General features: G+C 69.8%; 18 protein-coding genes, 3 rRNA genes and 1 pseudogene. 4 read left to right on the forward strand and 18 right to left on the reverse strand.

The genetic code is table 11. The annotated features are described in order from the left end of the window. Positions 1-13 precede the first annotated feature (13 nt). From murJ to recN, 5 genes are all read right to left on the reverse strand, one after another. Positions 14-1,708, reverse strand: coding sequence for a murein biosynthesis integral membrane protein MurJ (gene murJ / locus OG505_RS14780; RefSeq protein WP_405433892.1), 1,695 nt, complete (start codon positions 1,706-1,708; stop codon positions 14-16). A 4-nt stretch (positions 1,709-1,712) separates the two neighbouring features. After that, complete coding sequence (locus OG505_RS14785; protein ID WP_405433893.1) at positions 1,713-2,579, reverse strand: hypothetical protein; 867 nt, start codon at positions 2,577-2,579, stop codon at positions 1,713-1,715. Between the two features lie 73 nt (positions 2,580-2,652). Continuing rightward, a complete protein-coding gene (locus OG505_RS14790) occupies positions 2,653-3,597 on the reverse strand; it encodes a copper transporter (RefSeq protein ID WP_405433894.1) in 945 nt (314 codons plus the stop codon). Positions 3,598-3,624: 27 nt separating this feature from the next. Then, positions 3,625-4,803, reverse strand: coding sequence for a putative cytokinetic ring protein SteA (gene steA / locus OG505_RS14795; RefSeq protein ID WP_405433895.1), 1,179 nt, complete (start codon positions 4,801-4,803; stop codon positions 3,625-3,627). A gap of 119 nt (positions 4,804-4,922) precedes the next feature. Further along, entirely contained in the window at positions 4,923-6,680 is a 1,758-nt protein-coding gene (recN, locus tag OG505_RS14800; protein ID WP_405433896.1) for a DNA repair protein RecN, read from the reverse strand. A 103-nt stretch (positions 6,681-6,783) separates the two neighbouring features. Between recN and OG505_RS14805 the strand changes: the two genes are divergently transcribed. Continuing rightward, on the forward strand, positions 6,784-6,924 hold the full coding sequence (locus tag OG505_RS14805; RefSeq protein ID WP_405433898.1) for a hypothetical protein: 141 nt from the start codon (positions 6,784-6,786) through the stop codon (positions 6,922-6,924). Positions 6,925-6,961: 37 nt separating this feature from the next. On the opposite strand, the gene OG505_RS14810 is transcribed toward OG505_RS14805, so the two are convergent. From OG505_RS14810 to OG505_RS14825, 4 genes are all read right to left on the reverse strand, one after another. Beyond that, positions 6,962-7,846, reverse strand: a complete 885-nt coding sequence (locus OG505_RS14810; protein WP_405433899.1) for an NAD kinase — start codon at positions 7,844-7,846, stop codon at positions 6,962-6,964. Positions 7,847-7,937: 91 nt separating this feature from the next. Beyond that, positions 7,938-8,798 carry a TlyA family RNA methyltransferase gene (locus OG505_RS14815; protein WP_405433900.1) on the reverse strand — a complete coding sequence of 287 codons (861 nt, stop codon included), beginning with the start codon at positions 8,796-8,798 and terminating at the stop codon, positions 7,938-7,940. A 36-nt stretch (positions 8,799-8,834) separates the two neighbouring features. Then, positions 8,835-9,101, reverse strand: a complete 267-nt coding sequence (locus tag OG505_RS14820) for a hypothetical protein (protein ID WP_405434506.1) — start codon at positions 9,099-9,101, stop codon at positions 8,835-8,837. A gap of 32 nt (positions 9,102-9,133) precedes the next feature. Next, a complete protein-coding gene (locus OG505_RS14825) occupies positions 9,134-9,808 on the reverse strand; it encodes a hypothetical protein (RefSeq protein WP_405433901.1) in 675 nt (224 codons plus the stop codon). Positions 9,809-9,919: 111 nt separating this feature from the next. Here OG505_RS14825 and OG505_RS14830 point away from each other — a divergent pair, with 111 nt between their 5' ends. Beyond that, complete coding sequence (locus OG505_RS14830) at positions 9,920-10,258, forward strand: SCP2 sterol-binding domain-containing protein (protein ID WP_405433903.1); 339 nt, start codon at positions 9,920-9,922, stop codon at positions 10,256-10,258. Positions 10,259-10,276: 18 nt separating this feature from the next. On the opposite strand, the gene OG505_RS14835 is transcribed toward OG505_RS14830, so the two are convergent. Continuing rightward, on the reverse strand, positions 10,277-11,302 hold the full coding sequence (locus OG505_RS14835; RefSeq protein WP_405433904.1) for an HAD-IIA family hydrolase: 1,026 nt from the start codon (positions 11,300-11,302) through the stop codon (positions 10,277-10,279). 355 nt (positions 11,303-11,657) lie between these two features. Further along, positions 11,658-12,348: pseudogene (locus tag OG505_RS14840) on the reverse strand (hypothetical protein); the annotation flags it as partial. Here OG505_RS14840 and OG505_RS14845 point away from each other — a divergent pair. Next, entirely contained in the window at positions 12,337-14,361 is a 2,025-nt protein-coding gene (locus OG505_RS14845) for a hypothetical protein (protein ID WP_405433906.1), read from the forward strand. The pseudogene OG505_RS14840 and the gene OG505_RS14845 overlap by 12 nt on opposite strands. Positions 14,362-14,451: 90 nt before the next feature. Here the strand turns inward: OG505_RS14845 and rrf are convergent. From rrf to tyrS, 4 genes are all read right to left on the reverse strand, one after another. After that, positions 14,452-14,568 (reverse strand): 5S ribosomal RNA (gene rrf / locus OG505_RS14850). Between the two features lie 86 nt (positions 14,569-14,654). Then, a 23S ribosomal RNA gene (locus OG505_RS14855) occupies positions 14,655-17,762 on the reverse strand. 384 nt (positions 17,763-18,146) lie between these two features. Next, a 16S ribosomal RNA gene (locus OG505_RS14860) occupies positions 18,147-19,661 on the reverse strand. Together the 16S, 23S and 5S rRNA genes form the textbook arrangement of a ribosomal RNA operon. A gap of 644 nt (positions 19,662-20,305) precedes the next feature. After that, positions 20,306-21,598 (reverse strand): tyrosine--tRNA ligase, encoded by a 1,293-nt coding sequence (tyrS, locus tag OG505_RS14865; RefSeq protein WP_405434508.1) that lies wholly within the window; start codon positions 21,596-21,598, stop codon positions 20,306-20,308. Positions 21,599-21,705: 107 nt separating this feature from the next. Between tyrS and OG505_RS14870 the strand changes: the two genes are divergently transcribed. Further along, a complete protein-coding gene (locus OG505_RS14870) occupies positions 21,706-22,089 on the forward strand; it encodes a PaaI family thioesterase (protein WP_405434509.1) in 384 nt (127 codons plus the stop codon). A gap of 53 nt (positions 22,090-22,142) precedes the next feature. Here OG505_RS14870 and OG505_RS14875 read toward each other — a convergent pair whose 3' ends face one another. The 3 genes from OG505_RS14875 to OG505_RS14885 all read right to left on the reverse strand — a co-directional run bounded on the left by OG505_RS14875 (position 22,143) and on the right by OG505_RS14885 (position 24,747). Then, the gene (locus OG505_RS14875) at positions 22,143-23,486 is read right to left on the reverse strand and encodes a hemolysin family protein (protein ID WP_405433908.1); all 1,344 of its coding nucleotides are present in this window, start codon (positions 23,484-23,486) and stop codon (positions 22,143-22,145) included. 112 nt (positions 23,487-23,598) lie between these two features. Next, positions 23,599-24,240, reverse strand: coding sequence for a hypothetical protein (locus tag OG505_RS14880; RefSeq protein WP_405433910.1), 642 nt, complete (start codon positions 24,238-24,240; stop codon positions 23,599-23,601). A gap of 9 nt (positions 24,241-24,249) precedes the next feature. Further along, positions 24,250-24,747, reverse strand: coding sequence for a GNAT family N-acetyltransferase (locus OG505_RS14885; RefSeq protein WP_405433911.1), 498 nt, complete (start codon positions 24,745-24,747; stop codon positions 24,250-24,252). Positions 24,748-24,754: the final 7 nt, after the last annotated feature.

Raw genomic sequence — 24,754 nt, forward strand, 5'->3', positions numbered from 1 at the left:
CCGTTGACAACGCTCACCGAACCGTCGTCTCCTTCCCGTCGCCCCGCTCGGGGGAGACCGCGTCCGGCGTCGGCGTGCCGGCCCGGCCCCGCGGCCCTCGCCGGCCGAGGCGGCGTACCACCCCGGTCAGTAGCGGCCGTACGTCCCGCCGGTCGACGAACCAGACCACGACGAGGAACACGACACCGACCAGAACCCCGGACAGCATGCCCTGACCGAGTGCCGCGGCCGTCGTCGGGGTGCCGCCGTCCAGCCCGGCGAGCCAGCGGCTCACGCCCAGTCCGGCGAGCGCGGCGAGCAGCCCGGCGAGGCCACCGGCCGCCCCGGCGCGCGCCGCGCCGGCCAGCGCCGGCCGGCCGGCGCTGCGCAGCACCGCGGTGACGAGCAACACGCCGAGCACCATCATGCCCACCGAGTTGGCGGACGTCACGGCGAGCACCCGGTCGGTCAACGGCAGGATCGCGCCGAGCAGCAGGACGACGGGCGGCACCACCAGGAAGCCGACGGCGGTCGCGGCGGTCGCCGCCCGGGTCTCCCCGCGCGCGTAGAGCGCCCGGGTGAGGATCGCGAAGAGGCCGTAGCCGACCAGGCCCGGGGCGTACCCGATGATCGCGGCGGCGGCGCTCGGCGCGGTGGACGGGGGGAAGAAGAAGTGCCCGACCGGCCCCGCGGTCCCGACCAGCACGGCCGCGCCGAGGCAACTGAACAGCAGCACCCCGCGTACGGCCGGTGCCAGGGTCGCCCGGTAGCCGTCCTCGTCGCCGGCCGACCGCGCCGCCGCGAGCGTCGGGTAGGCCGCGACGGCCAGCGGCACCGCGAGCACCGCCCACGGCAGCAGGTAGACGGTCTGCGCCAGGTTGTAGACGCTGGGGTTGGTCGCCGCACCGTACGTGACCTGGTTCAGGCTGACGATCAGGGCGATCTGCTGGGTGGTGACGGTGACCGCGCCGGCCACCGCCAACCCGCCGACCCGGGTCCGCGCGTCGGCGGTGAACCCGAATCCGGGGCGCAGCCCGAGACGCAACCGGCGGACCGGAATCAGCAGCGACAACGACAGCACCACCACACCGAGGGTGGTGCCGCCGGAAAGCAGCAACTCGCCACCCGGGCTCACCCCGCCGACGGTGGCGTACCGGCCCTGTGTCGCGCCGAACACGAGGTAGACGACGATGACGGTGAGGCTGGACAGCAGCGGGGCGAGCACCGGCCAGGCGAAGCGGCGATGCGCCTGGAGCACTCCGGTGAGCACGATGCCGATTCCGTACAGCGGCAGTTGCGGCGCGAAGACCCGCAGCATCCGGACGCCGCTCTGCTGCTGGGCGGCGGTCAACCCGTCGCCAAGCAGTCCGATCACCGGCCCGGCGGCGAACACCACGAGCAGCGCGAGCGGGACCAGCAGGGCCAGCGTCCAGGTCAGCAGCGCCCCGGTGGTCCGGGCGACGGCCGTCCGGTCGTCCGCCGCGACCGCGCCGGCCAGCAGCGGTACGACGAGGCTGGCCAGCGCTCCCCCGGCGACGATCTCGAAGATGAAGTTCGGCACCGCGTTGGCCACCACGTAGGTGCCGCCGAGGTCGGTGTGGCCCAGGCCCACGGTGAACACGGCGGTACGGCCGAAGCCGGCGAGCCGGCTGAGCACGGTGAGGACGGCGATGAGCGCGGCTGCCCCGGCCAGCCGGCCGGCGCCGGCGAGGGGTGCCGGTCTGGTCACGTCGTCAGTCGGCGCGTCGGCCCAGTGCGTCGAGCTGCCGCAGGCCCGGGGTCCGCTGGATCACCGCCGTGAAGCTGACCTTCTCGCTGGCGGCGGTGAGCCCGGCGAGCACGGCCAGCAGACCGGCCCTACCGAGCGGGCCGCTGCGGGCGGCGAGCGCGACGCCGAGCAGGGCGCCGAGCGCGTTCGCGCCGCTGTCGCCGAGCATGACGTCCTCGGACAGGTCGTCGCGGAGCAGGCCGGCGGCGGCGCCGGCCGCGCCGGCGGCGATCCCGCCGTGCGGGCCACCGGCCAGCGGCACGCCCAGCAGCAGCCCAGACTTGATGGCCCGGCCGGGCCGCAGGTCGAGCAGGTTGAGCAGGTTGGCGGTGCCGGCGATCACCCCGGCGCCGAGCAGCACGTCGACCCCCCGGCCGACGGCGCCGTGGCGCTGCCGGCGCGGGTGTGCGCCGACCCGCGGGTCGGCGGCGAGCAGCGCGGCCGCGCCCAGCCCGGCCGCGCCCACCCCGATGATCTTGACCAGCCCGGCGGTGACCCGTCCCTCGCGCAGCGCGGCGAGGTGCCCGGCGAAGCCCTTGGCCGTCTTCTGCTCCGGACGTGCGCCGACCACGTCGTCGTAGAGCCCGACACCGCCGGCGCCGAGGCCGGCGACCAGGGCGGCGCCACCGGAGGCGGCGCTGGTGGCGCCGAACACGCCCGCGGCGGTCGCACCGGCGGCGAGCGCCGGCCCGGCGGCCAGGGTCACCGTCCGGCCACGGAAGTTGGTGCGCTCCAGCGCCGGACCGGCCGGGGAGGTACGAGCCTCACGCAGCGCGTACCGGGCGGCTGCGGCACCGGCGCCGGCGATCAGCAGCCGACCCAGCATCCTCACGCCGCCACCTCGCTCCGACGCAGGGTCGCCCGCTCAGGCGCGTCGGTTCCGGACACCGGGATACGTCGTTCGCTCACTGGGGCAGTCTAGGCAACAGGCCGGAGGCGGCGTTGTCGCCGACGCCGTATTGACCGGCCTTCTTCTCGGTGAGCTGCTGCACCAGGGCGAGGGTGGCGACCAGCTGGCCCTGCACGGTGTTGGCGTTGTCGACCGTGGAGATGGTCTGGGCGAGCACCGGGTCACCGCGGACCACGGACACCAGGTTGCCGCCGACGGAGCCGTTGCCGGCCACCACGATCGCTGCGGTGCGGTCGAACTGCTCGGCGATCTTGACGACCGACTCGTCCCGCTTCTCGGAGTCCTTGTCGACGTACGGCTGACCGCTGACCACGACGATCGCCTCAGCCGAGCCGGTGACCTTGTTGTTGTCGGTGGTCAGGTAGCCGGCGTTGTTGTATGCGGCGAGCACCGCCCGCCGATCGGCGTCGCTGACCGGCGCGGTGCCCTGGGCCCGGTCCAGCAGGACGCTGGCCAGCATGGCACTGGAGGTCTCCACGCCGTGCCCGTTGCCCGGCAGGCCGGTGGTCTGCGCCGTCGGGCGGGCGGCGGTGACGGCCAACTCCAGCAGGTTGGAGTTGTTGTCCGGGTTGATGAACTTGTCCTGCAGCTCGACCCGGCCGGTGATGGTCGCCCCAGCGCGCTGGAGCTTCTTGAGCACGCCCTCGGTGTGGTCGCGCCCGTTGGGCAGGCTGAGCACCAGCACGCGGCGCCCGGTGAGGGTGCCTGGAAGGACGACCTGGGACACCTGCTCGGCGAACTCTTCCTCCAGCCCGAGCTGCTTCTCCATGTTGCTGACCTGCTGGCGCCAGTTCTGGTTGTCCTTGCGCAGCCCGGTGACCTGCCCCTGAAGCGAGTCGGCGACCGGGCCGTTGAGGGCGGCTGTGCCGACCACCAGGCCGATCGCCAGAGCCAGGAACACCGCGGTGAGGGACACCACGTGGTAGCGGAAGTTGATCACGCTTGCAGCCTCTTGATCGGTCGGGAACTAGAAGAGCCGGTACAGCTGGAACACGAAATTGTCCCACCATTCGGCGACCACGCCCAGGTACGCCTTCCCGACGGTGGAGACGGCCACCGCGGAGGCCATCGCCGCGATCGCCGAGAGCACCAGCAGCAGCAGCGACGAGCCGGAGATGCTCTGCCGGTAGAGCCGGCTCACCCCCTTGGCGTCGACCAGCTTGCCGCCGACCTTCAACCGGGTCAGGAACGTCGAGGCCATCCCGCCGCGCCCCTTGTCCAGGAACTCGACGAGCGTGGCGTGGGTGCCGACCGCGACGAGGAGGGACGCGCCCTTCTCGTCGGCCAGCAGCATCGCCAGGTCCTCGCTTGTCGCCGCGGCCGGGAAGGTGATCGCCGGGACGCCGAGGCCGTTGACCCGGGGCAGGCCGGGCGCCCGCCCGTCGGGGTAGGCGTGCACGATCACCTCGGCGCCGCAACGCAGCACGTCGTCGGTGACCGAATCCATGTCCCCGATGATCATGTCGGGGGTGTACCCGGCCTCGACCAGCGCGTCCGCGCCGCCGTCCACGCCGATCAGCACCGGCTTGAACTCCCGGATGTACGGGCGCAGCACGTCCAGGTCGGCCTTGTAGTCGTAGCCGCGCACCACGATCAGGCAGTGCCGACCCTGGATCTGGGTCTGGATGTCCGGTACGCCGACGCCGTCGAGCAGCAGGTCGCGTTCCTGGCGCAGATAGTCCATCGTGTTGGCGGCGAACGCCTCCAACTGCACCGACAACCCCTCCCGGGCGTCGGCCATCGCCTTGGCGACCGACTCGGCGTCCTGCAGGGTGCCGTGCGCCACCGGCTCCTCGCCGGCGAAGACGGTGTTGCCCTCGATACGGACCTGGTCGCCCTCGCGGATCCGCTCGAAGACGCCCTCGCCGAGGTCGTCCAGGAGCGGGATGCCGGCGGCGATCAGCACCTCCGGCCCGAGGTTCGGGTAGCGGCCGGAGACCGACGGCTTGGCGTTGAGCACCGCCGCGACACCGACAGCGACCAACGAGTCGGCCGCCACCCGGTCCAGGTCGACGTGGTCGATGACCGCGATGTCACCGGGGCGCAGCCGGCCGACCAGCCGTTTCGTCCGGCGATCAAGGCGCGCGGTGCCGAGGACTCTGCCCGGCTCCGCGTTTCGGTTCCGGCGCAACGTGGGTAGACGCATCGTGACCATCCTGGCATGTGAGGCAGGCTTTTCTGTCGCGACATGCCTGAGCAGGGCCGCCTACCCAGGGAAGCACACGTCGGCACAAGCCGGTGTGCTCGCGCTCACAATACGCGGCGTCACAACCGCCTTTCCTTGGCGGCCACGGCCAACAGCTCTTCAGCGTGGGCGATACCCAGATCCGAATCGGGCAAACCGGCCAGCATCCGGGCCAGTTCGCGGGCGCGTTCGGTGTCCTCCACGACCCGCACCCCGCTGGTGGTCACCGCGCCGCCGGTGTCCTTCGCCACCACCAGATGCCGATCGGCGAACGCGGCCACCTGCGGCAGGTGAGTGACGACCAACACCTGGTGGCTGCGGGCCAGCCGGGCCAGCCGGCGGCCGATCTCCACCGCGGCCTGGCCGCCGACGCCCGCGTCGACCTCGTCGAAGACCAGCGTTGGCGGACCGCCCGAGCCGGCGAAGACCACCTCGATGGCGAGCATCACCCGGGACAGCTCGCCGCCGGAGGCGCCGCGCTGCAACGGCAACGACGGCGCGCCCGGGTGGGCCAGCAACCGCAGCTCCACCTCGTCGCCGCCGTCGGCCGCGACACCCGCCTCGACGCCGTTGATCGTCAGCGTCGGCTCGACCCGCCCGGCCGGCCGGGGCAGCACCGCCACCTCGATCCGGGCGTGCGGCATGGCCAGCCCGGCCAGCTCGACGGTGACCTGGTCGGCGAAGCGGACCGCCGCCTCCTGCCGGGACACGGACACCCGGGAGGCCAGGTCGGCCACCTCGCCGGCCAGCCGCTGCCCCTCGGCGTCCAACTCCTCCAGCAGGTCGTCGGAGGTGTCCAGATCGGACAGTCGGGTGCGGGCCCGGTCGGCCCAGGCGATGACGCCGTCGACGTCGTCGGCGTACTTGCGGGTCAACGCCCGCAGCGCGGCCCGCCGCTCGTAGACGTGCTGCAACCGGGCCGGGTCCGCGTCGAGCGTCGCCAGGTACGCCGACAGCTCCGCCGAGACGTCGGTGACCAGCGTGGCCGCCTCCTCCAGGCGGGCCGCCAGCTCGCCCAGCGCCGGGTCGGTGCCGGCCTGCGCCTCCAGGGTGCGCCGGGCCGTGCCGAGCAGCGCCGCCGCGTCCGGTGTCTCGTCGGCCGCCTCCGCGCCGCCCGCCACGCACTGCTGGGCCACCTGCGCGGCCGTCCGCAGGCCCTCGGCGTGCTCCAACCGCTGCGCCTCGGTCTTCAGCTCGTCGTCCTCGCCGGGCTGCGGGTCGACGCGGGTGATCTCGTCGAGGCCCAGCCGCAGCAGGTCTGCCTCCTGGTTGCGCTCGCGGGCGTTGCGCCGCCGGTCGGCCAGGTCGTCGACCACCCGCCGCCACCCGGTGTACGCCTCGCGCAGCGCGTCGAGCAGCTTCTCGTGCGCCGGCCCGGCGAAGCGGTCCAGAGCGGCCCGCTGCTCGGCCGGGCGCAGCAGCCGCAACTGGTCGGACTGGCCGTGCACGGCCACCGCCTGCTCGCCGACCTCGCCCAGCATCGACACAGGCATGCTCCGGCCGCCGAGGTGGGCCCGGGAGCGGCCCTCCACCGTCACCGTACGGCTGAGCAGCAGCGAGCCGTCCTCGTCGGGTTCGCCACCGGCGTCGCTGATCCGGGCGTGCACCGCGTCGGCGACCCGGCCAGACAGGCGTAGCCGCCCCTCGACCACGGCCCGGCCCGGTTGGGCACGGACCCGCCCGGCGTCAGCCCGGCCGCCGAAGAGCAGGCCGAGGCCGGTCACCACCATCGTCTTGCCGGCACCGGTCTCGCCGGTGATGACGTTCATCCCGCCGGTCAACGGCAGCGTGGTGTCCTCGATGACGCCGAGTCCGGTGATGCGCAGCTCTTCCAGCACAGCACCCGACAGTAGACGCGAGGGCCGACAGTTGACCAGCCGGCGGGCCCCACGACCGGGCACCGGCACGGCTCGCACCCCACCGACGTACAGTTCTTGCCCCGTGTTGGACGTGATCGGCCTGACCCCCGCCGAGGAGGAGCTCTACCGCTGCCGGCTCCAGCTCACCACGGCCCGCGTCGACGAGCTGGTCCGCAGCTGCGACGCCCCCGGGCGCAGGTCGTCGAGCACCTGGTCGAGGTGATCCGGGGCGGGGTGGGTGGCGTCGACGTGCGTCACCGTCACCGGCGGTTGCCTCGCCACCCGTGCACCGGCAGACCGAACTTGGCGACCAACCGGTCGGTGAACGGACGGGCACGCAGCCGGACGATGCGCACCGGCAGAGCCCCTCGACGCACCGTCACCCGGGCGCCGGGCGGCAGGTCGTAGACCCGCCTGCCGTCGCAGGCGAGCACGGCGAGGGTGGTGAACGGGTCGACGGTGATGACGAACGTCGACGTGGGCGCGGTGACCAGGGGCCGGCTGAACAACGCGTGCGCGCTGATCGGCACCAGCAGCAGGGCCTCCACCTCCGGCCAGACCACCGGACCACCGCCGGAGAACGCATAGGCGGTGGAGCCGGTGGGGGTGGCGCAGACCACGCCGTCGCAGCCGTAGCGGGACAGCGGGCGGCCGTCCACGTCGACGAGGAGTTCGAGCATCTGCGCCCGCTCCCCCTTCTCGACGCTGATCTCGTTGAGCGCCCAGGATTCGATGGTCGGGCCACCGTCGAACTCGGCCGTGACGTCGAGCGTGAGCCGCTCGTGCACGGTGTAGTTGCGCTCGACGACGTCCCGGACCGCGGTGTCCAGATCGTTGATCTCCGCCTCGGCGAGGAAGCCCACCTTGCCGAGGTTGATGCCGAGCAGCGGCGCCTTCGCCGGGCGGGCCAGCTCGGCCGCGCGCAGGAAGGTGCCGTCGCCACCGAGCGCGAAGACGATCTCGGCGCCCTCGGCGGCCTCCGGGCCGGTGACCGGAACCGTCCCGGGCAGGTCGAGGTCCTCGGCCTCCTCGGCGACCACCCGCACCTCGAAGCCCGCGGCGATGAGGTCGGCGGCGACCGACCGGGCGTGCTCGGTGCTGCGTCGACGGCCGGTGTGGGTCACCAGCAGCGCCGTTCGGCTCATCGCAGCTCCCGCCCGTCCGCCATTGGACGACACGCCGCCATCGCCGCACCGGCACGGCCGCCGGCCGTCGTGCGCCGCTCGCTGTACGCGTTCACCCTGCGACCTCCTCCGCCGCCACGCCCGGCACGTCGCCGGCCGTCGTCGGGCCGTTCGGCCCGGCCTCCACCACGGCCCGCACGCGCTGCGGGTCGGCCGGTGGTGCGCCCCGGCGCAACCATACGAAGAACTCGACGTTGCCGCTGGGCCCGGGCAGCGGGCTGGCCGCCACGTCGGCCAGACCGAGGCCGAGCTGAGCTGCCGCGGCGGCCACGTCGAGCACCGCCTCGGCGCGCAGCGTCGGGTCGCGAACGACACCGCCGGCGCCGACGCGCTCCTTGCCCACCTCGAACTGCGGCTTCACCATCAGCGCCAGGTCGCCGTCGTCGCGGGTGCAGCCGGCCAGGGCCGGCAGCACCAACCGCAACGAGATGAACGACAGGTCGGCCACCGTCAGATCGACCGGCCCGCCGATCGCGTCCGCGACGAGGGTACGGACGTTGGTGCGTTCCAGGACGCGGACGCGCTCGTTGGTGCGCAGCGACCAGGCGAGCTGCCCGTAGCCGACGTCCACGGCCACCACCTCGGCGGCGTCGGCGCGCAGCAGCACGTCGGTGAAGCCCCCGGTCGACGCTCCGGCGTCCAGACAGCGCCGCCCGGCGACGCGCAGCCCTGCGGGGCCGAACGCGGCCAACGCCCCGGCGAGTTTGTGCCCGCCCCGCGAGACGTACTCCTCGGTCGGGTCAGCCCCGGTGACCAGCAGCGGATCGGCGGGGTCGACCATCGCGGCGGCCTTGCGCGCGGGCACTCCGCGCAGCTGGACCCGGCCGGCCTCGACCAGCGCGGCGGCCTGCTCACGCGAGCGGGCCAGCCCGCGGCGGACGAGTTCGGCGTCCAGCCGGTTGCGACGTGCCATGGGTGGTTCTCCGGTCTGTCGGGCTCGTCGCCCTGGTCAGGTCTGGTCGATGGTGGCGAGCGTTTCGCGCAGCGTCTCGTAGGCCGCCTCGTACTGCGCGATCTGGTCGGCCGGTGCGAGCGTCGCCGCGTTGTCCATGGCCCGCACGGCCGCGTCCACCGCCGGGTGGCGGGCCGTGTCGTCGCCGAGATCCGTGACGTCGGGCGGCGGGCCGGGGCGGGCACCCATGGGCGCGCTGGGCCGGGCGGCGAACGACCCGGGCGGCGGCCCGGGCCGGAAGCCTCCCGGCGGGCCGGGGCGGATGCCGGGCGGCGGGCCCGGACGCGCGCCGTCGCTCACGAATCACCGTCCGGGCGGCGCTTACGGACGGCCTTCTTCGCCGGCATGACCGCCGGTGTCGGGGTGTCGTCCTGCACGACCGGCGTCGGGGTGTCGTCCCCGGTACGGCTGATCGTCGCGGGGGGCTTCTTCACGATGGCCTTCTTGGCGACAGCCTTCTTGGCCAGCGCCTTCTTGGCGACGGCCTTCTTGGCCACCGGCGCGGAGACCGGCGCTCCGGCAGGGCCGTCCGACGGCACCGGGCCGCTGCCGGGCTGCGCCGCGCGGGTCGGATCGGGCTGCGGCGCGGGCCCGGTCGAGGGCACGGCCGGCTGCGGGGCGGGACCGGCGGACGGCTCGGTGGCGGGCTGCGCCGCGAGCGGCTCGGTGGCGCGCGCCTCGCGCAGTTGCCGTTCCAGGTCGCGCACGCGCCGGGTCAGCTCAGCCACCTCGTCGGCGGTGGCCAGACCGACCGCGCCGAGGGCCCGGTCGACCTCGAAGCGGACCAGCTTGGTCAGCGCCTCCCGGTTGGCGGCGCCGGTGGTGACCAGCTCCTCGCCGAGGGCCTGCAGCTGGGCGGCGGTCGCGCCGCCCGAGCCGACGAGGCGACGCACCGCGTCCTGGGCCTTCTTCCGGGGTGCCTCCGCCAGGCCCATGGCCAGTTCGAGGTAGGCGCGCCACGCGTCCTGCATGCCTGAGTCCTTCCATGGGGCGGGGTCTGCAGGTGTCACGCTACCGGGCACCCCGGACTGGCTCGTGCGGTACGGTGCCGGGGACGGCGTGGCGATCGGCGAGGGGGAGATGTGGCCAGCGTGGACGAGTGCCGGCAGGCGTTGCAGGAGCTGGCCGCCCGGTTGGACCGCAACGCCGAGACGGTCCGCGAACGGATCGACCTGGAACGGACGTTGGCCTGCCGGGTCACCGACCTGGACACGGCGTTCCACGGCAAGATCAGCGGTGGCCGGCTGGTCGAGCTGACCGACGGTGACGACCCCAAGGCCAAGATCGCCTTGAGCACGTCCAGCGACGATCTGCTCGCCCTGGTCCGCGGTGACCTGGACGTCACCAAGGCGGTCACGTCCCGCCGGGTGTCGATCAAGGCCAACCCGTTCGACCTGATGAAGCTGCGCAAGCTGCTCTGACGAGTGCGCTCGGCGGCGTCACCCGTCGGCGGCCACCCCGAAGCTCTCCAGCGCGGCAGCCGCGTCCGGGCCCACCGGGCGGATCGCCGGCAGCTCCGGAGCCGACCAGGCCGCCGCGCAGAGCGCGGCGAGGGCGTCCAGATCCCGGCCGGCGCCGGCCAGTTCCAGCGTCCCGTCGCGGTCCGTGACGGACCAGCCGCCGGCGTCCGCCGAGCCGGGGACCTGCACGGCCGCCGCCGGGTCGAAGAGCCCCGCCAGGTCCCGCGCGACGTACGTGGGCCGCCGTCGTGGCTCGGCCGCGAGCAGCTCGGGTACGTCGCTGACGCCGGTGAGCACGAGCAGGCTGTCCAGTCCCGCTCGGCGGGCGCCCTCGATGTCGGTGTCCAACCGGTCCCCGACGACCAGGGCTCGGCCGCCGTCGCCGCGCCGGGCGGCGGTCTCGAACAGCGCCGACTCCGGTTTGCCGACCACCAGGTCCGGGTCCCGCTCCAACGCGGTTCGCAGCACCGCGACCAGCGATCCGTTGCCGGGCAGCGGGCCCCGGGCGCTGGGCAGCGTCCGGTCGGTGTTGGTGGCGACCCAGATCGCGCCGGCCCGTACCGCGACCGACGCCTCGGCCAGCTCGGCCCAGCCGACCTGCGGACCGTAGCCCTGCACCACCGCCGCCGGCTTCTCGTCGGCGCGGCTGACCGGGGTCAACCCGACCGCGCGCAGCTCGGCGCGCAGCGCCTCCGCGCCGACCACCAGCACCGGTGCCCCGGCCGGCAGCCGCTCCCGCAGCAGCTCGGCCGACGCGGCGGCGGAGGTGAGCACCTCCTCCGGCCGCGCCGGCACGCCCATCCCGGTCAGCAGGTCGGCGACGTCGCTGGAACGACGTGAGGCGTTGTTGGTGGCGTACGCCACCGCCCGCCCCTCGGCGTGCAGCCGAGCCACCGCGTCGACCGCGCCGGGAATCGGCCGGTCGATCAGGTAGATCACCCCGTCCAGGTCGAAGACCACCAGGGTGTACCCGTCGATCAGCCGCTTCCCGGCGTCCGCGCTCACCGCTGCGTCGACTCCGGCTCGTCACCCCGGGTGGGGGCAGTGCCGTCGCCGTCGACCGTGTCGCCGCGCACCGCGTCATCTGCGCGCTTGTCGCCGGCGGGCGTGGTCGAGTCAGTGGCGGTTGCCGGGGAGGTGCCGCTCGCGTCCGCGTGGCGGTCCTCGTCCTCGCCGTCGCCGTCCACGCGGTCGCCCGAGCGGCCGACGACGCCGTCCTCCTCGTCGTCCTCGTCCTCGTCGTCGTCTTCGCCCTCGTCGTCCTCGTCGTCGAAGTCGTCGTCGTCGAGGTCGTCCTCGCCCTCATCCTCGTCGAGGTCGGCCTCGGCGTCGGTCTCGCGGTCGGACGTGTCGGAGTCGTCGGCGTCACGGTCGCGGGCGTCGCCCGCGGTCAGGTCGGTGTCCGGCTGGGCCGGCACCGAGCCGGGCGCGCCCGGGCCCGCGGCGATCTCCTCGGCCTCGTCCTCGTCATCTCCCTCGATGACGACGCCGTCGAGTTCCAGCAACCGCTCCGCGGCGTCGGTCTCGCCCTCGGTGTCCACGTCGGCGGCGCGGGAGAACCACTCGCGGGCCTCCTCACGTCGGCCCACCGCGAGCAGCGCGTCGGCGTACGCGTACCGCAGTCGCGCCGTCCACGGCAGCGTCGCCTCGCTGGTGAGGTCCGGCACTTGGAGCATCGCGACGGCGGCGTCCTTCTGGCCAAGATCACCCCGTGCACCGGCCGCGACGATCAGCAGCTCGATCGCGACGGCCTGGTCCAGCTTCGCCTGGTCGGCGCCGCGGAACAGGTCGATGGCCCGCTCCGGCCGGCCCAGGGCGCGCTCGCAGTCGGCGAGCACGGCCAGGTGACTCTGCAGGCCGGTCATCCGGTGGTACGTCCGTAGCTCGGCGATGGCCGTCTGCCACTCCCCCGCGTGGTACGCGGCCAGGCCGACCGCCTCGCGGACCGCGGAGATACGCGACGCGAGCCGTCGGGCGGCCAGCGCGTGCGCCAACGCCTCGGCCGGGTCCTCGTCGATCAGCTGACCGGTGGCGACCAGGTGCCGGGCCACCGTCTCAGCGACCGGCTTGTTCAGCGAGAGCAGCTCGGCACGGACGTCCTTGTCAAGGTCGGTCGCGACGATGTCGTCCGGCAGCACCGGAGCCAGGCTGCGCCCATTCTCGGACGACTCCGGGCCCGCGCCACGGTCGTCGCGCCGGAAGTCGCCCTCGCGACGCGGCCGCTCGTCGGCCCGGAACCCACCGTCGCGGTCGCCACCCCGGAAGCCACCCTCGCGGGACGCGCCGCCCTCACGACGCTCACCTCCCCGGAAGCCACCCTCACGGGACGCGCCGCCCTCACGCCGGTCACCTCCCCGGAAGCCACCCTCGCGCCCGCCGTCCCGGGGCGCACCCGGGCGGGAGCCACCACGGTCGCCGCCTCGGAAGCCCTCGCGGTCGCCACCGCGGAAGCCACCCTCGCGGGACGGGCCGGAACGGCCACGGTCGCCGCCACCCTGGTAGCCGCCCTCACGACGGTCACCACCACGGAAACCCTCCTCACGCGGCGCACGGGAGCCGTCCCGCTCGCCGCCCCGGAAGCCGCCTTCACGGCGGTCGCCGCCACGGAAGCCACCGTCACGGGGCGGACCGGAACGACCACGGTCGCCGCCACCCTGGTAACCGCCCTCACGACGCTCGCCGCCACGGAAACCACCCTCGCGGTCACCGCCACGGAAGCCACCCTCACGCGGCGCACCGGAGCGCGATCCATCGCGGTCGCCACCACGGAAACCACCCTCGCGCGGCGCACCAGTGCGGGCGCCACCCTGGTAGCCGCCCTCACGGCGATCCCCGCCACGGAAACCACCCTCACGGTCACCACCACGGAAACCACCCTCGCGACGGTCACCGCCACGGAAACCACCCTCGCGGTCACCGCCACGGAAACCACCCTCGCGCGGCGCACCGGAGCGCGATCCATCGCGGTCACCGCCGCGGAAGCCGCCCTCGCGCGGCGCACCAGTGCGGGCGCCACCCTGGTAGCCGCCCTCACGGCGATCCCCGCCACGGAAACCACCCTCACGGTCACCACCACGGAAACCACCCTCACGCGGCGCACCCGAACGCGATCCATCGCGGTCGCCACCACGGAAGCCGCCTTCACGACGGTCGCCACCACGGAAGCCACCGTCACGGTCACCGCCACGGAAACCGCCCTCACGCGGCGCACCCGAACGCGACCCGTCACGGTCGCCACCACGGAAGCCGCCTTCACGACGGTCACCGCCACGGAAGCCACCCTCGCGGGGCGGACCGGAACGGCCACGGTCGCCGCCACCCTGGTAGCCGCCCTCACGACGGTCACCGCCACGGAAGCCACCGTCACGGTCACCACCACGGAAACCACCCTCACGCGGCGCACCCGAACGCGATCCATCGCGGTCGCCACCACGGAAACCGCCTTCACGACGGTCACCACCACGGAAACCACCCTCGCGGTCACCACCACGGAAACCACCCTCGCGGTCACCACCACGGAAACCACCCTCGCGGTCACCACCACGGAAACCACCCTCGCGGTCACCACCACGGAAACCACCCTCGCGGTCACCACCACGGAAACCACCCTCGCGGTCACCACCACGGAAACCACCCTCGCGGTCACCACCACGGAAACCACCCTCGCGGTCACCACCACGGAAACCACCCTCGCGGGGCGGACCGGAACGGCCACGGTCGCCGCCACCCTGGTAGCCGCCCTCACGACGGTCACCGCCACGGAAACCACCGTCACGGTCACCACCACGGAAACCACCCTCACGCGGCGCACCCGAACGCGATCCATCGCGGTCGCCACCGCGGAAACCGCCTTCACGCGGGGCACCCGAACGCGAGCCATCGCGGTCGCCACCACGGGAACCGCCGTCACGACCGCCGGCGTATCCGCCTCGGGCGCCGCCGGCGTTGTCCCGATCTCCCCGGTACGGGGGCCGGTCGTCGCGGCGCGCACCACGGTCGCGTCCAGCCGGGCCGTCGGTGCGGTCTTCGTAACGACGGGGACGATCTCCGCCCTGCGGTCCTGAACTCACAGGTACATCCTTCCTGATTGCGCCACCAATGGCGCTACGCAGTCGAGGGCCGACCCGGATGGGGCGGCCCTCGACTGGAAGATTGTCCGGCGGTGTCCTACTCTCCCACACCCTCGCGAGTGCAGTACCATCGGCGCTGGAGGGCTTAGCTTCCGGGTTCGGAATGTAACCGGGCGTTTCCCCTCCGCCATGACCGCCGTAACTCTATGAACATATCAAACAACCCCGGCACACACGTCACGGGTGTTCGCTTGTTCAGAGTTGCACAGTGGACGCGTAGCAGCTTAGTAGTCAAGTCCTCGGCCTATTAGTACCGGTCAACTGAACCCGTTACCGGGCTTACATTTCCGGCCTATCAACCCAGTCGTCTAGCTGGGGGCCTTACCCCACAAAGTGGGTGGGATACCTCATCTTGAAGCAGGCTTCCCGCTTAGATGCTTTCAGCGGTTATCCCTTCCGAACGTAGCTAACCAGCCGTGCCCCTGGCGGGACAACTGGCACACCAGAGGTTCGTCCGTCCCGGTCCTCTCGTACTAGGGACAGCCCTTCTCAAGTATCCTACGCGCACGGCGGATAGGGACCGAACTGTCTCACGACGTTCTAAACCCAGCTCGCGTACCGCTTTAATGGGCGAACAGCCCAACCCTTGGGACCTGCTACAGCCCCAGGATGCGACGAGCCGACATCGAGGTGCCAAACCATCCCGTCGATATGGACTCTTGGGGAAGATCAGCCTGTTATCCCCGGGGTACCTTTTATCCGTTGAGCGACACCGCTTCCACTCGCAAGTGCCGGATCACTAGTCCCGACTTTCGTCCCTGCTCGACCTGTCAGTCTCACAGTCAAGCTCCCTTGTGTACTTGCACTCAACACCTGATTGCCAACCAGGCTGAGGGAACCTTTGGGCGCCTCCGTTACCCTTTAGGAGGCAACCGCCCCAGTTAAACTACCCACCAGACACTGTCCCTGAACCGGATAACGGTCCGAAGTTAGATACCCAAATCAACCAGAGTGGTATTTCAAGATTGCCTCCACCCATACTGGCGTATGGACTTCACCGGCTCCCACCTATCCTACACAAGCTAATTCGAGTACCAATGTCAAGCTATAGTAAAGGTCCCGGGGTCTTTCCGTCCTGCCGCGCGTAACGAGCATCTTTACTCGTACTGCAATTTCGCCGGGCCTGTGGTTGAGACAGTGGGGAAGTCGTTACGCCATTCGTGCAGGTCGGAACTTACCCGACAAGGAATTTCGCTACCTTAGGATGGTTATAGTTACCACCGCCGTTTACTGGCGCTTAAGTTCTCCGCTTCGCCCCGAAGAGCTAACAGGTCCCCTTAACGTTCCAGCACCGGGCAGGCGTCAGTCCATATACATCGAATTACTTCTTCGCATGGACCTGTGTTTTTAGTAAACAGTCGCTTCCCCCTGCTCTCTGCGGCCATACAACGCTCCACCCGCGCGGGGCTTCACGTCTCCGGCCCCCCTTCTCCCTAAGTTACGGGGGCAATTTGCCGAGTTCCTTAACCACAGTTCGCCCGATCGCCTCGGTATTCTCTACCTGACCACCTGTGTCGGTTTGGGGTACGGGCCGCTAAGAACTCGCTAGAGGCTTTTCTCGGCAGCATAGGATCACTGACTTCACCTGAATCGGCTCGGCATCACGTCTCAGCCTCAATGTGTCGCGGATTTGCCTACGACACGGCCTACACGCTTACCCCGGCACAACCACCGGCCGGGCTCAGCTACCTTCCTGCGTCACCCCATCGCTTGACTACTACCCATCAGGTTCCCACGCTCCCCACCATCCGTCCGAAGACATCAGGCAGTTCGGGTGGTTAGCACAACGAGGTTCATCAGGGACGCTCTTTCGCGGGTACGGGAATATCAACCCGTTGTCCATCGACTACGCCTCTCGGCCTCGCCTTAGGTCCCGACTCACCCAGGGCGGATTAGCCTGGCCCTGGAACCCTTGGTCATCCGGCGGAAGGGTTTCTCACCCTTCTTTCGCTACTCATGCCTGCATTCTCACTCGTGCCGCGTCCACAACTGGGTCACCCCGCTGCTTCACTCGCGGCACGACGCTCCCCTACCCATCCACACACCTGCACGCACCATCAAGGGCACGCGAGGTTAAAATGTGAATGCCACAGCTTCGGCGGTGTGCTTGAGCCCCGCTACATTGTCGGCGCGGAACCACTTGACCAGTGAGCTATTACGCACTCTTTAAAGGGTGGCTGCTTCTAAGCCAACCTCCTGGTTGTCTATGCGACCCCACATCCTTTTCCACTTAGCACACGCTTAGGGGCCTTAGCTGGTGATCTGGGCTGTTTCCCTCTCGACTACGAAGCTTATCCCCCGCAGTCTCACTGCCGCGCTCTCACTTACCGGCATTCGGAGTTTGGCTGATTTCGGTAAGCTTGTGGGCCCCCTAGACCATCCAGTGCTCTACCTCCGGCAAGAAACACGCGACGCTGCACCTAAATGCATTTCGGGGAGAACCAGCTATCACGGAGTTTGATTGGCCTTTCACCCCTAACCACAGGTCATCCCCCAACTTTTCAACGTTGGTGGGTTCGGCCCTCCACGCGGTCTTACCCGCGCTTCAGCCTGCCCATGGCTAGATCACTCCGCTTCGGGTCTAGGACACGCGACTGAATCGCCCTATTCAGACTCGCTTTCGCTACGGCTCCCCCACACGGGTTAACCTCGCCACATGCCACTAACTCGCAGGCTCATTCTTCAAAAGGCACGCCGTCACCCCGCAAGGCTCCGACGGATTGTAGGCGAACGGTTTCAGGTACTATTTCACTCCCCTCCCGGGGTACTTTTCACCATTCCCTCACGGTACTCGTCCGCTATCGGTCACCAGGAAGTATTTAGGCTTACCAGGTGGTCCTGGCAGATTCACGGCAGATTTCAGGGGTCCGCCGCTACTCGGGAACACCCACAGAAGGTCAGCAACTTTCACCTACCGGACTCTCACCGTCTACGGTCAGCCATTCCAGACTGTTCGACTAGCCACTGACTTTGTAACTCCTCGAACAAGTGTCAGCTTGTTCAGCAGGGTCCCACAACCCCGACCACGCAACCCCTGACAGGTATCACACGCAACCGGTTTAGCCTCAATCCGCTTTCGCTCGCCACTACTCACGGAATCACTATTTGTTTTCTCTTCCTACGGGTACTGAGATGTTTCACTTCCCCGCGTTCCCTCCACACACCCTATGTGTTCAGGTGTGGGTGACACCACATGACTGGTGCCAGGTTTCCCCATTCGGACACCCTGGGATCACAGCTTGGTTGACAGCTCCCCCAGGCCTATCGCGGCCTCCCACGTCCTTCATCGGCTCCTGGTGCCAAGGCATTCACCGTTCGCCCTTGACAACTTGACCACAAAGATGCTCGCGTCCACTGTGCAATTCTCAACAAACGACCAACCCACAACCCCAACGCCCCACACCAAACCCAGACCCGTGGTCCAGCGGTATGTGAGGCCAGGCCATGCCTGGCAGACTCCCAGCCCCCACAAGGGAGGCTGGCCAAGTCTCTGAAACAACAACCACTCGGGTTGTTCCTTCAGGACCCAACAGGGTGCTCACATTCTTCCTCAGCCGCACCAGGGACTTCGTTCCCACCACCACGAGGGCAGCTGTACTAGAAGGAACCCGGCCGTTGCCGAGGGAAAACTTGCCAGTGTCTCCGCCATTCGAGCACCCCACCACCACATTCGGGCAGCGCGGGCTCCTTACCGACTTTCGTCGGAAGGTGCTCCTTAGAAAGGAGGTGATCCAGCCGCACCTTCCGGTACGGCTACCTTGTTACGACTTCGTCCCAATCGCCAGCCCCACCTTCGACGGCTCCCTCCACAAGGGTTGGGCCACCGGCTTCGGGTGTTGCCGACTTTCGTGACGTGACGGGCGGTGTGTACAAGGCCCGGGAACGTATTCACCGCAGCGTTGCTGATCTGCGATTACTAGCGACTCCGACTTCACGGGGTCGAGTTGCAGACCCCGATCCGAACTGAGACCGGCTTTTTGGGATTCGCTCCACCTCACGGTATCGCAGCCCATTGTACCGGCCATTGTAGCATGCGTGAAGCCCTGGACATAAGGGGCATGATGACTTGACGTCATCCCCACCTTCCTCCGAGTTGACCCCGGCAGTCTTCGATGAGTCCCCGCCATAACGCGCTGGCAACATCGAACGAGGGTTGCGCTCGTTGCGGGACTTAACCCAACATCTCACGACACGAGCTGACGACAGCCATGCACCACCTGTGACCGCCCCCGAAGGACCCCCCATCTCTGGAGGTTTTGCGGCCATGTCAAACCCAGGTAAGGTTCTTCGCGTTGCATCGAATTAATCCGCATGCTCCGCCGCTTGTGCGGGCCCCCGTCAATTCCTTTGAGTTTTAGCCTTGCGGCCGTACTCCCCAGGCGGGGCGCTTAATGCGTTAGCTGCGGCACAGGGAACCGGAGAGGCCCCCCACACCTAGCGCCCAACGTTTACAGCGTGGACTACCAGGGTATCTAATCCTGTTCGCTCCCCACGCTTTCGCTCCTCAGCGTCAGTTTCGGCCCAGAGACCCGCCTTCGCCACCGGTGTTCCTCCTGATATCTGCGCATTTCACCGCTACACCAGGAATTCCAGTCTCCCCTACCGAACTCTAGCCTGCCCGTATCGACCGCAGGCTTGGGGTTGAGCCCCAAGTTTTCACGGTCGACGCGACAAGCCGCCTACGAGCTCTTTACGCCCAATAAATCCGGACAACGCTCGCGCCCTACGTCTTACCGCGGCTGCTGGCACGTAGTTGGCCGGCGCTTCTTCTGCAGGTACCGTCACTCTCGCTTCGTCCCTGCTGAAAGAGGTTTACAACCCGAAGGCCGTCATCCCTCACGCGGCGTCGCTGCATCAGGCTTCCGCCCATTGTGCAATATTCCCCACTGCTGCCTCCCGTAGGAGTCTGGGCCGTGTCTCAGTCCCAGTGTGGCCGGTCGCCCTCTCAGGCCGGCTACCCGTCGTCGCCTTGGTAGGCCATCACCCCACCAACAAGCTGATAGGCCGCGAGCCCATCCCAAGCCGAAAAACTTTCCACCCACAGTCATGCGACCACAGGTAATATTCGGTATTAGCCCCGGTTTCCCGGGGTTATCCCAAAGCTTGGGGCAGGTTGCTCACGTGTTACTCACCCGTTCGCCGCTCGAGTACCCCGAAGGGCCTTTCCGCTCGACTTGCATGTGTTAAGCACGCCGCCAGCGTTCGTCCTGAGCCAGGATCAAACTCTCCAACAAAAAATGAGTTGAACAGCTATCCCGACAACAAACAAATGTTGCCAAAGGAATCCCAACCAGCCAAACCCGAAGGCCCGACCAGTCCGGGGTATAAATCATAATTGGCACTGGCTTTACAAGCACCCTGTTGAGTTCTCAAAGAACAACCACACACCGACCAGAGACCCAACCAGTGGGCCACCATCCCGGGGCTTTTCGTTCCGCGTGCTCAGCGCTTTCCAGCGCCAGGCACTTTTACTACGTTACCCGCTGGTTTCTGCCGTGTCAAACCGGTGTTTCGCGGTTCGTCGTGCTTTCTACCGTGTTGCGGGCACCATGTCTCGACCGGCTTGCGCCGCTCTCGTCACGGTGTTGGCAGGCCGGCCGCAGCGGTTTCCCGCTTGCTCGCCCGTTTCCCTGCCGGCTGACTACCTTACCCGGTCGGTTCCGCCGCACCAAATCCGCCTCGCGGCGTTTTCCGTGGGCACCACCCGGCGGGATCCGGCCGGCGAACCCGCCTGACCCCGAGATTGTCGCCGCGCTCCGGCCGCTTCAGGCTTTCGCCTGTTTCGTCCGTTCCGCGCTGGCAGAGAGAAAGTTACGCGTCCGGCCCGATGATCGTCAAATCAGCCGGACGCGTCCCCCGTCACATCGTCGACAACCGACTATTCGCCCAGCTCAACGCCTGCGAACGACCGCTTCCCCCGGCGCAGCACCAGGTACCGGCCGTGCAGCAGGTCGTCCGGGGACACCGTGGCGTCCACCTCGGTCACCCGGTTGTTGTTCACGTAAGCGCCGCCCTCGGCGATCACGCGCCGCGCCTCCTTGAGCCCCGTCACCAGCCCGGAGTCCCGCAGGAGACCCGCCACGTCCGGCAGCTCGCCCGGGATCCGCACCAGACCGGCCTCGGTCAGCGCCGCGCGCAGCGTCTCCGGGGCCAGATCGTCCAGCGAACCGCGCCCGAACAGCGCCTGGCTGGCGACGACCGCCTGCCGGGTCTCCTCAGCACCGTGCACCAGGGTGGTCAGCTCCTCGGCGAGCGCCCGCTGGGCCAGCCGGGCCGCCGGCCGCTCGGCCGTCGCCTTCGCCAGCTCCTCCAGCTCGTCGCGGGAGCGGAAACTGAAGTACCGCAGGTAGCGGTCGACCTCCCGGTCGTCGACGTTGAGCCAGAACTGGTAGAAGGCGTACGGGCTGGTCAGGGTGGGGTCGAGCCAGACGGCGCCGCCCTCGGTCTTGCCGAACTTCGTGCCGTCGGCCTTGGTGACCAGCGGCGTGGTGAACGCCTGGACCGGCCCCGCACCGCGCCGCCGGACGTAGTCGACGCCGGCGGTGATGTTGCCCCACTGGTCGGACCCACCGAACTGAAGTTGACAGCCGTGCCGGCGGTGCAGCTCGAAGAAGTCGTTGGCCTGCAGCAGCTGGTAGCTGAACTCGGTGAAGCTGATCCCCGTCTCCAGCCGCGCGCGCACCACCTCCCGGGCGAGCATCTTGTTGACCGGGAAGTGCTTGCCCACGTCGCGGAGGAACTCGACGACCGACATCTCGCCGGTCCAGTCGAGGTTGTTGACCAGCTGCGCCGCGTTCTCACCCGTGTACGACACGAAGGGCGCGAGCTGCTCGCGGATCCGCTCGACCCAGCCGGCGATCACCTCGGGCGGGTTGAGCGTCCGCTCGGCGCTCTCCTTCGGGTCGCCGATCTGCCCGGTCGCCCCGCCCACCAGCAACAACGGGCGGTGACCCGCGAGTTGCAGACGCCGGGCGGTGGTGACCTGCATGAGCGAGCCCACGTGCAGGCTCTGCGCGGTGGGGTCGAAGCCCACGTAATAGGTGGTGGCCTCCCCGCCGTCGAGCAGCTCGCGCAGCTCGTCGAGGCCGGTCGAGTCCTGGATCAGGCCACGCCAGAGCAGGTCGTCGGTCAGGGAGTACCGCGCGGGCGGCGGGAGGCTGCTGTCGGTCACGGTCACCGATTCTCCCCCATCGCCGGCACCGACCCGTACCGGGTTTGGCGCAACCCGCTCCGGTTAGGCTTGCGCCCCGTTGATCGAGGAGGGGTTTCGCCGTGGAGATGCCGGATCTGACGGGTGGTTTCGTCGCCCTGCTCGGCCTCACATTCAAGGAGGCGACCGCCGACCGGGTGGTCATCAGCTGGCAGGTCCGCCCGGAGCTGCACCAGCCGTTCGGCATCCAGCACGGCGGGGTGTACTGCACGGTGGTGGAGACCGCGGCCAGCGTCGGGGGGTCGCTCTGGCTGGCCGACCGGGGCACGGTGGTGGGGGTGTCGAACCAGACCGACTTCCTGCGGGCCGTCCGCGACGGCGAGCTGCGGGCGGTCGGCACCCCGGTGCACCGGGGTCGCAGCCAGCAGCTCTGGCAGGTGGAGATCAGCGACGCCGACGAGCGGCTGGTGGCCCGGGGTCAGGTCCGGCTGCAGAATCTCTCCCGCGACTGACCGTCGGGCTCGAACGGGCCCAGCCGGGTAGGCGACCGCTCAACCGGGGACGGTCAGCTGCGGGCCTCGTCCAGCATCGGCTCGATCGACTGGTCGGCGTCGTCATCGTTGTCGTCGCCGTCCTCGGCGGGGAGCTGGTTCAGGCGTACCTCGGTGATGGCCCGGTGGTCGATGCCGGCCACCGTCAGCACCCAGCCGTCCAGGGTGACGTCCTCCCCGGCGACGGTGGGGATGTGCCCGAGGCGGGCCAGCACCAGCCCGGCGACCGTGGTGTAGTCGCCGGCCGGACGCGAGGGCAGCTCGACGCCGATGTCCGGAAGGTCGTGCACCGGGAACGTGCCGGGCAGCACCACCGTGCCGTCCGGCTCGCGGCGCACCGAGTAGCCGTCCCGGTCGGTCTCGTCGTAGATCTCTCCGACGATCTCCTCCAGGATGTCCTCCAGCGTCACGATGCCGTCGACCGCGCCGCGCTCGTCCACGACCAGCGCGATGTGCTGCCGCTCGGCCTTGAACTGGCGCAGCGCGTCCACCACCGGCAGCGAGTCGGGCAGCAGCATCGGCGGGCGGGCGATCTCGTCGACCGGCCGGTCGTCGGGCACGCCGACCAGGTCACGCAGGTGGATCACACCGGCGGTGTCGTCCAGGCCGCCGTGGCGCACCACCGGCGCCCGGGAGTGCCCGGTGGCGGCCAGCACGAGCCGCGCGGCCTCCGCGGTGGTCCCGCTGTCGAGCGTGAACACCTGCAACCGGGGTACGAGCACAGCCCGCAACCGCCGGTCGGCGATCTCCACGGCGCCGGCGATGATGGTGCGCTGCTCCTTGGTGAAGCCGTGGTTGCCGGCGACGATGTCGCGCAGCTCGTCCGGCCCGATCTCCTCCGGCTGGTGCTTCGGGTTGAGCCCGACCAGGCGTACGACCAGGTCGCTGGTGGCGCCGAGGGCCCAGACGGCCGGGCGGGTGAGACTGGCGAGCAGGTCGAGCGGGCGGGCCACCAGCAGCGCCCACCGCTCGGCGGACTGCATGGCGATCCGCTTGGGGGCCAGCTCGCCGAAGACCAGGGTGACGAAGGTCAGCGCGAGGGTCACCACCACGATCGCCACCGTCTCGGCGGCGCTCCCGAACACCCCGAGCAGCCCAACGAGGGGCTTGGCCAGGGAGACGGCCGCGGCGGCGGAGGCCAGAAAGCCGGCGAGGGTGATGCCGATCTGGATGGTGGCCAGGAAGCGGTTCGGGTCCTTGGCGAGCCGGGCCAGCACGCGTCCCGCCCGGCTGGTGCGCTCCAACCGCTGGATCTGGCTGTCCCGCAGCGACACCAGCGCCATCTCACTGCCGGCGAAGAGCGCGTTGATGACGACCAGGATCCCGACCAGGGTCAGTTGGCTCCCGTAGCTCTGCACGCCCGGTTCGCTCCCTCAAAGTGGTGGCACCGGCGAGTACGCACGACGCCCGCCCGGTGTACGCGATTCTGTGCCCCGTGCGGCCTCGGTCGAATCCTGCTGCGGGGTGACGCTACGCCGAATCGGTCGCCGGTGACGCGGGCAGGTCGAGGACGTACGAGTCGCCCTGGGGGCGGAAGCCGAGCCGGTGGTAGTAGGGGGCGATCATGCCCGGCGGGCTGACCACCCGGTGGAAGCCCCGCTCGGTGAAGAGGCGGCTGCGTCGGTAGACGAACTCGCCGGGGGTGAAGTCGCGGAACTTCGGGGTCACGTAGTCCAGGTCGATCTGGGCGACCCCGCGCGCCTCGGCGTGCGACAACACCACCCCGACCACCTCGTCAGCGGTGACCACGAGGAAGGCCGACCGGTCGCTGGCGGCCGGGTCCCAGTCGAAGTCGGGGTTGAACCGGGCGATGTCCGGTGCGTGGATCCGCAGCGTGTGCGCCAGGAACTGGTCGCCGACGCCGACCTCCACCACCTGGTAGGTCTGCTCGTCGTGGCGAGTCGCCAGCATTCCCCGCAGGTACCAGATGTTGATCACCGCGAGGACGATGTTGAGCCCGACCATGGGCCAGACCTCAAGAGCGGCGTTGTAGCCGATCAGCACGACGCAGCCGACGAGGTTGAGCGCGCGCAGCCGCAGGATGCGCGACTGCAACAGCGACCACACCAGCACCGCGGAGCCGGCCCAGCCGACCAGATCCCACCAGTTCACCCCGCGAGACTAGTGCCCGCCCAGGTCAGGGACGTCGGCGGGCAGCTCCAGCAGCCACTCCTCGACCTCGGCGCCGCGGCCGTTGGCGTACCCCGAATCCTCGCCGACCACCACGAACCCGCACTTGCGCAGCACCGCGAGGGAGGCGGCGTTGTCCTTGGCGGCGCGGGCGTGCACCGGCCGGGGCAGCTCCCGCAGCAGTGCGGCCAGGGCCGCGGTGGCGTGGCCCCGGCCCCAGCGGGCCGGGTCGATCCAGTAGCTGACCTCGGTCTGCTCGTCGACCGGGAACGCGCTGACGTGGCCGACGACCTCGCCGTCGGCCTCGACGGTGCGGACCAGGTTCGCCGGGTTGGTGAGCACCCGCGCCCAGTGCCGGGCGAACTCACGGTGGTCGGTCGGGTCCTTCGGGCCGAACGCGGCCATCCGGTTGGCCTCCGGGTCCTGCTGGTGCAGGAAGAATTCGACGAGGTCGTCCTCCAGGACCGGGCGCAGCCGCAGATCAGTCATCGGACGA

It is taken from the genome of Micromonospora sp. NBC_00617 (assembly GCF_045161355.1).
GTDB lineage: Bacteria > Actinomycetota > Actinomycetes > Mycobacteriales > Micromonosporaceae > Micromonospora.

Coding starts and splice junctions, on each gene's coding strand:
- OG505_RS14825 (WP_405433901.1), bottom strand. CDS start 9,808: ATGCAGGACGCGTGGCGCGCCTACCTCGAACTGGCCATGGGCCTGGCG.
- OG505_RS14885 (WP_405433911.1), bottom strand. CDS start 24,747: ATGACTGATCTGCGGCTGCGCCCGGTCCTGGAGGACGACCTCGTCGAA.
- OG505_RS14815 (WP_405433900.1), bottom strand. CDS start 8,798: ATGGCACGTCGCAACCGGCTGGACGCCGAACTCGTCCGCCGCGGGCTG.
- OG505_RS14870 (WP_405434509.1), top strand. CDS start 21,706: ATGCCGGATCTGACGGGTGGTTTCGTCGCCCTGCTCGGCCTCACATTC.
- steA (WP_405433895.1), bottom strand. CDS start 4,803: ATGCGTCTACCCACGTTGCGCCGGAACCGAAACGCGGAGCCGGGCAGA.
- OG505_RS14810 (WP_405433899.1), bottom strand. CDS start 7,846: ATGAGCCGAACGGCGCTGCTGGTGACCCACACCGGCCGTCGACGCAGC.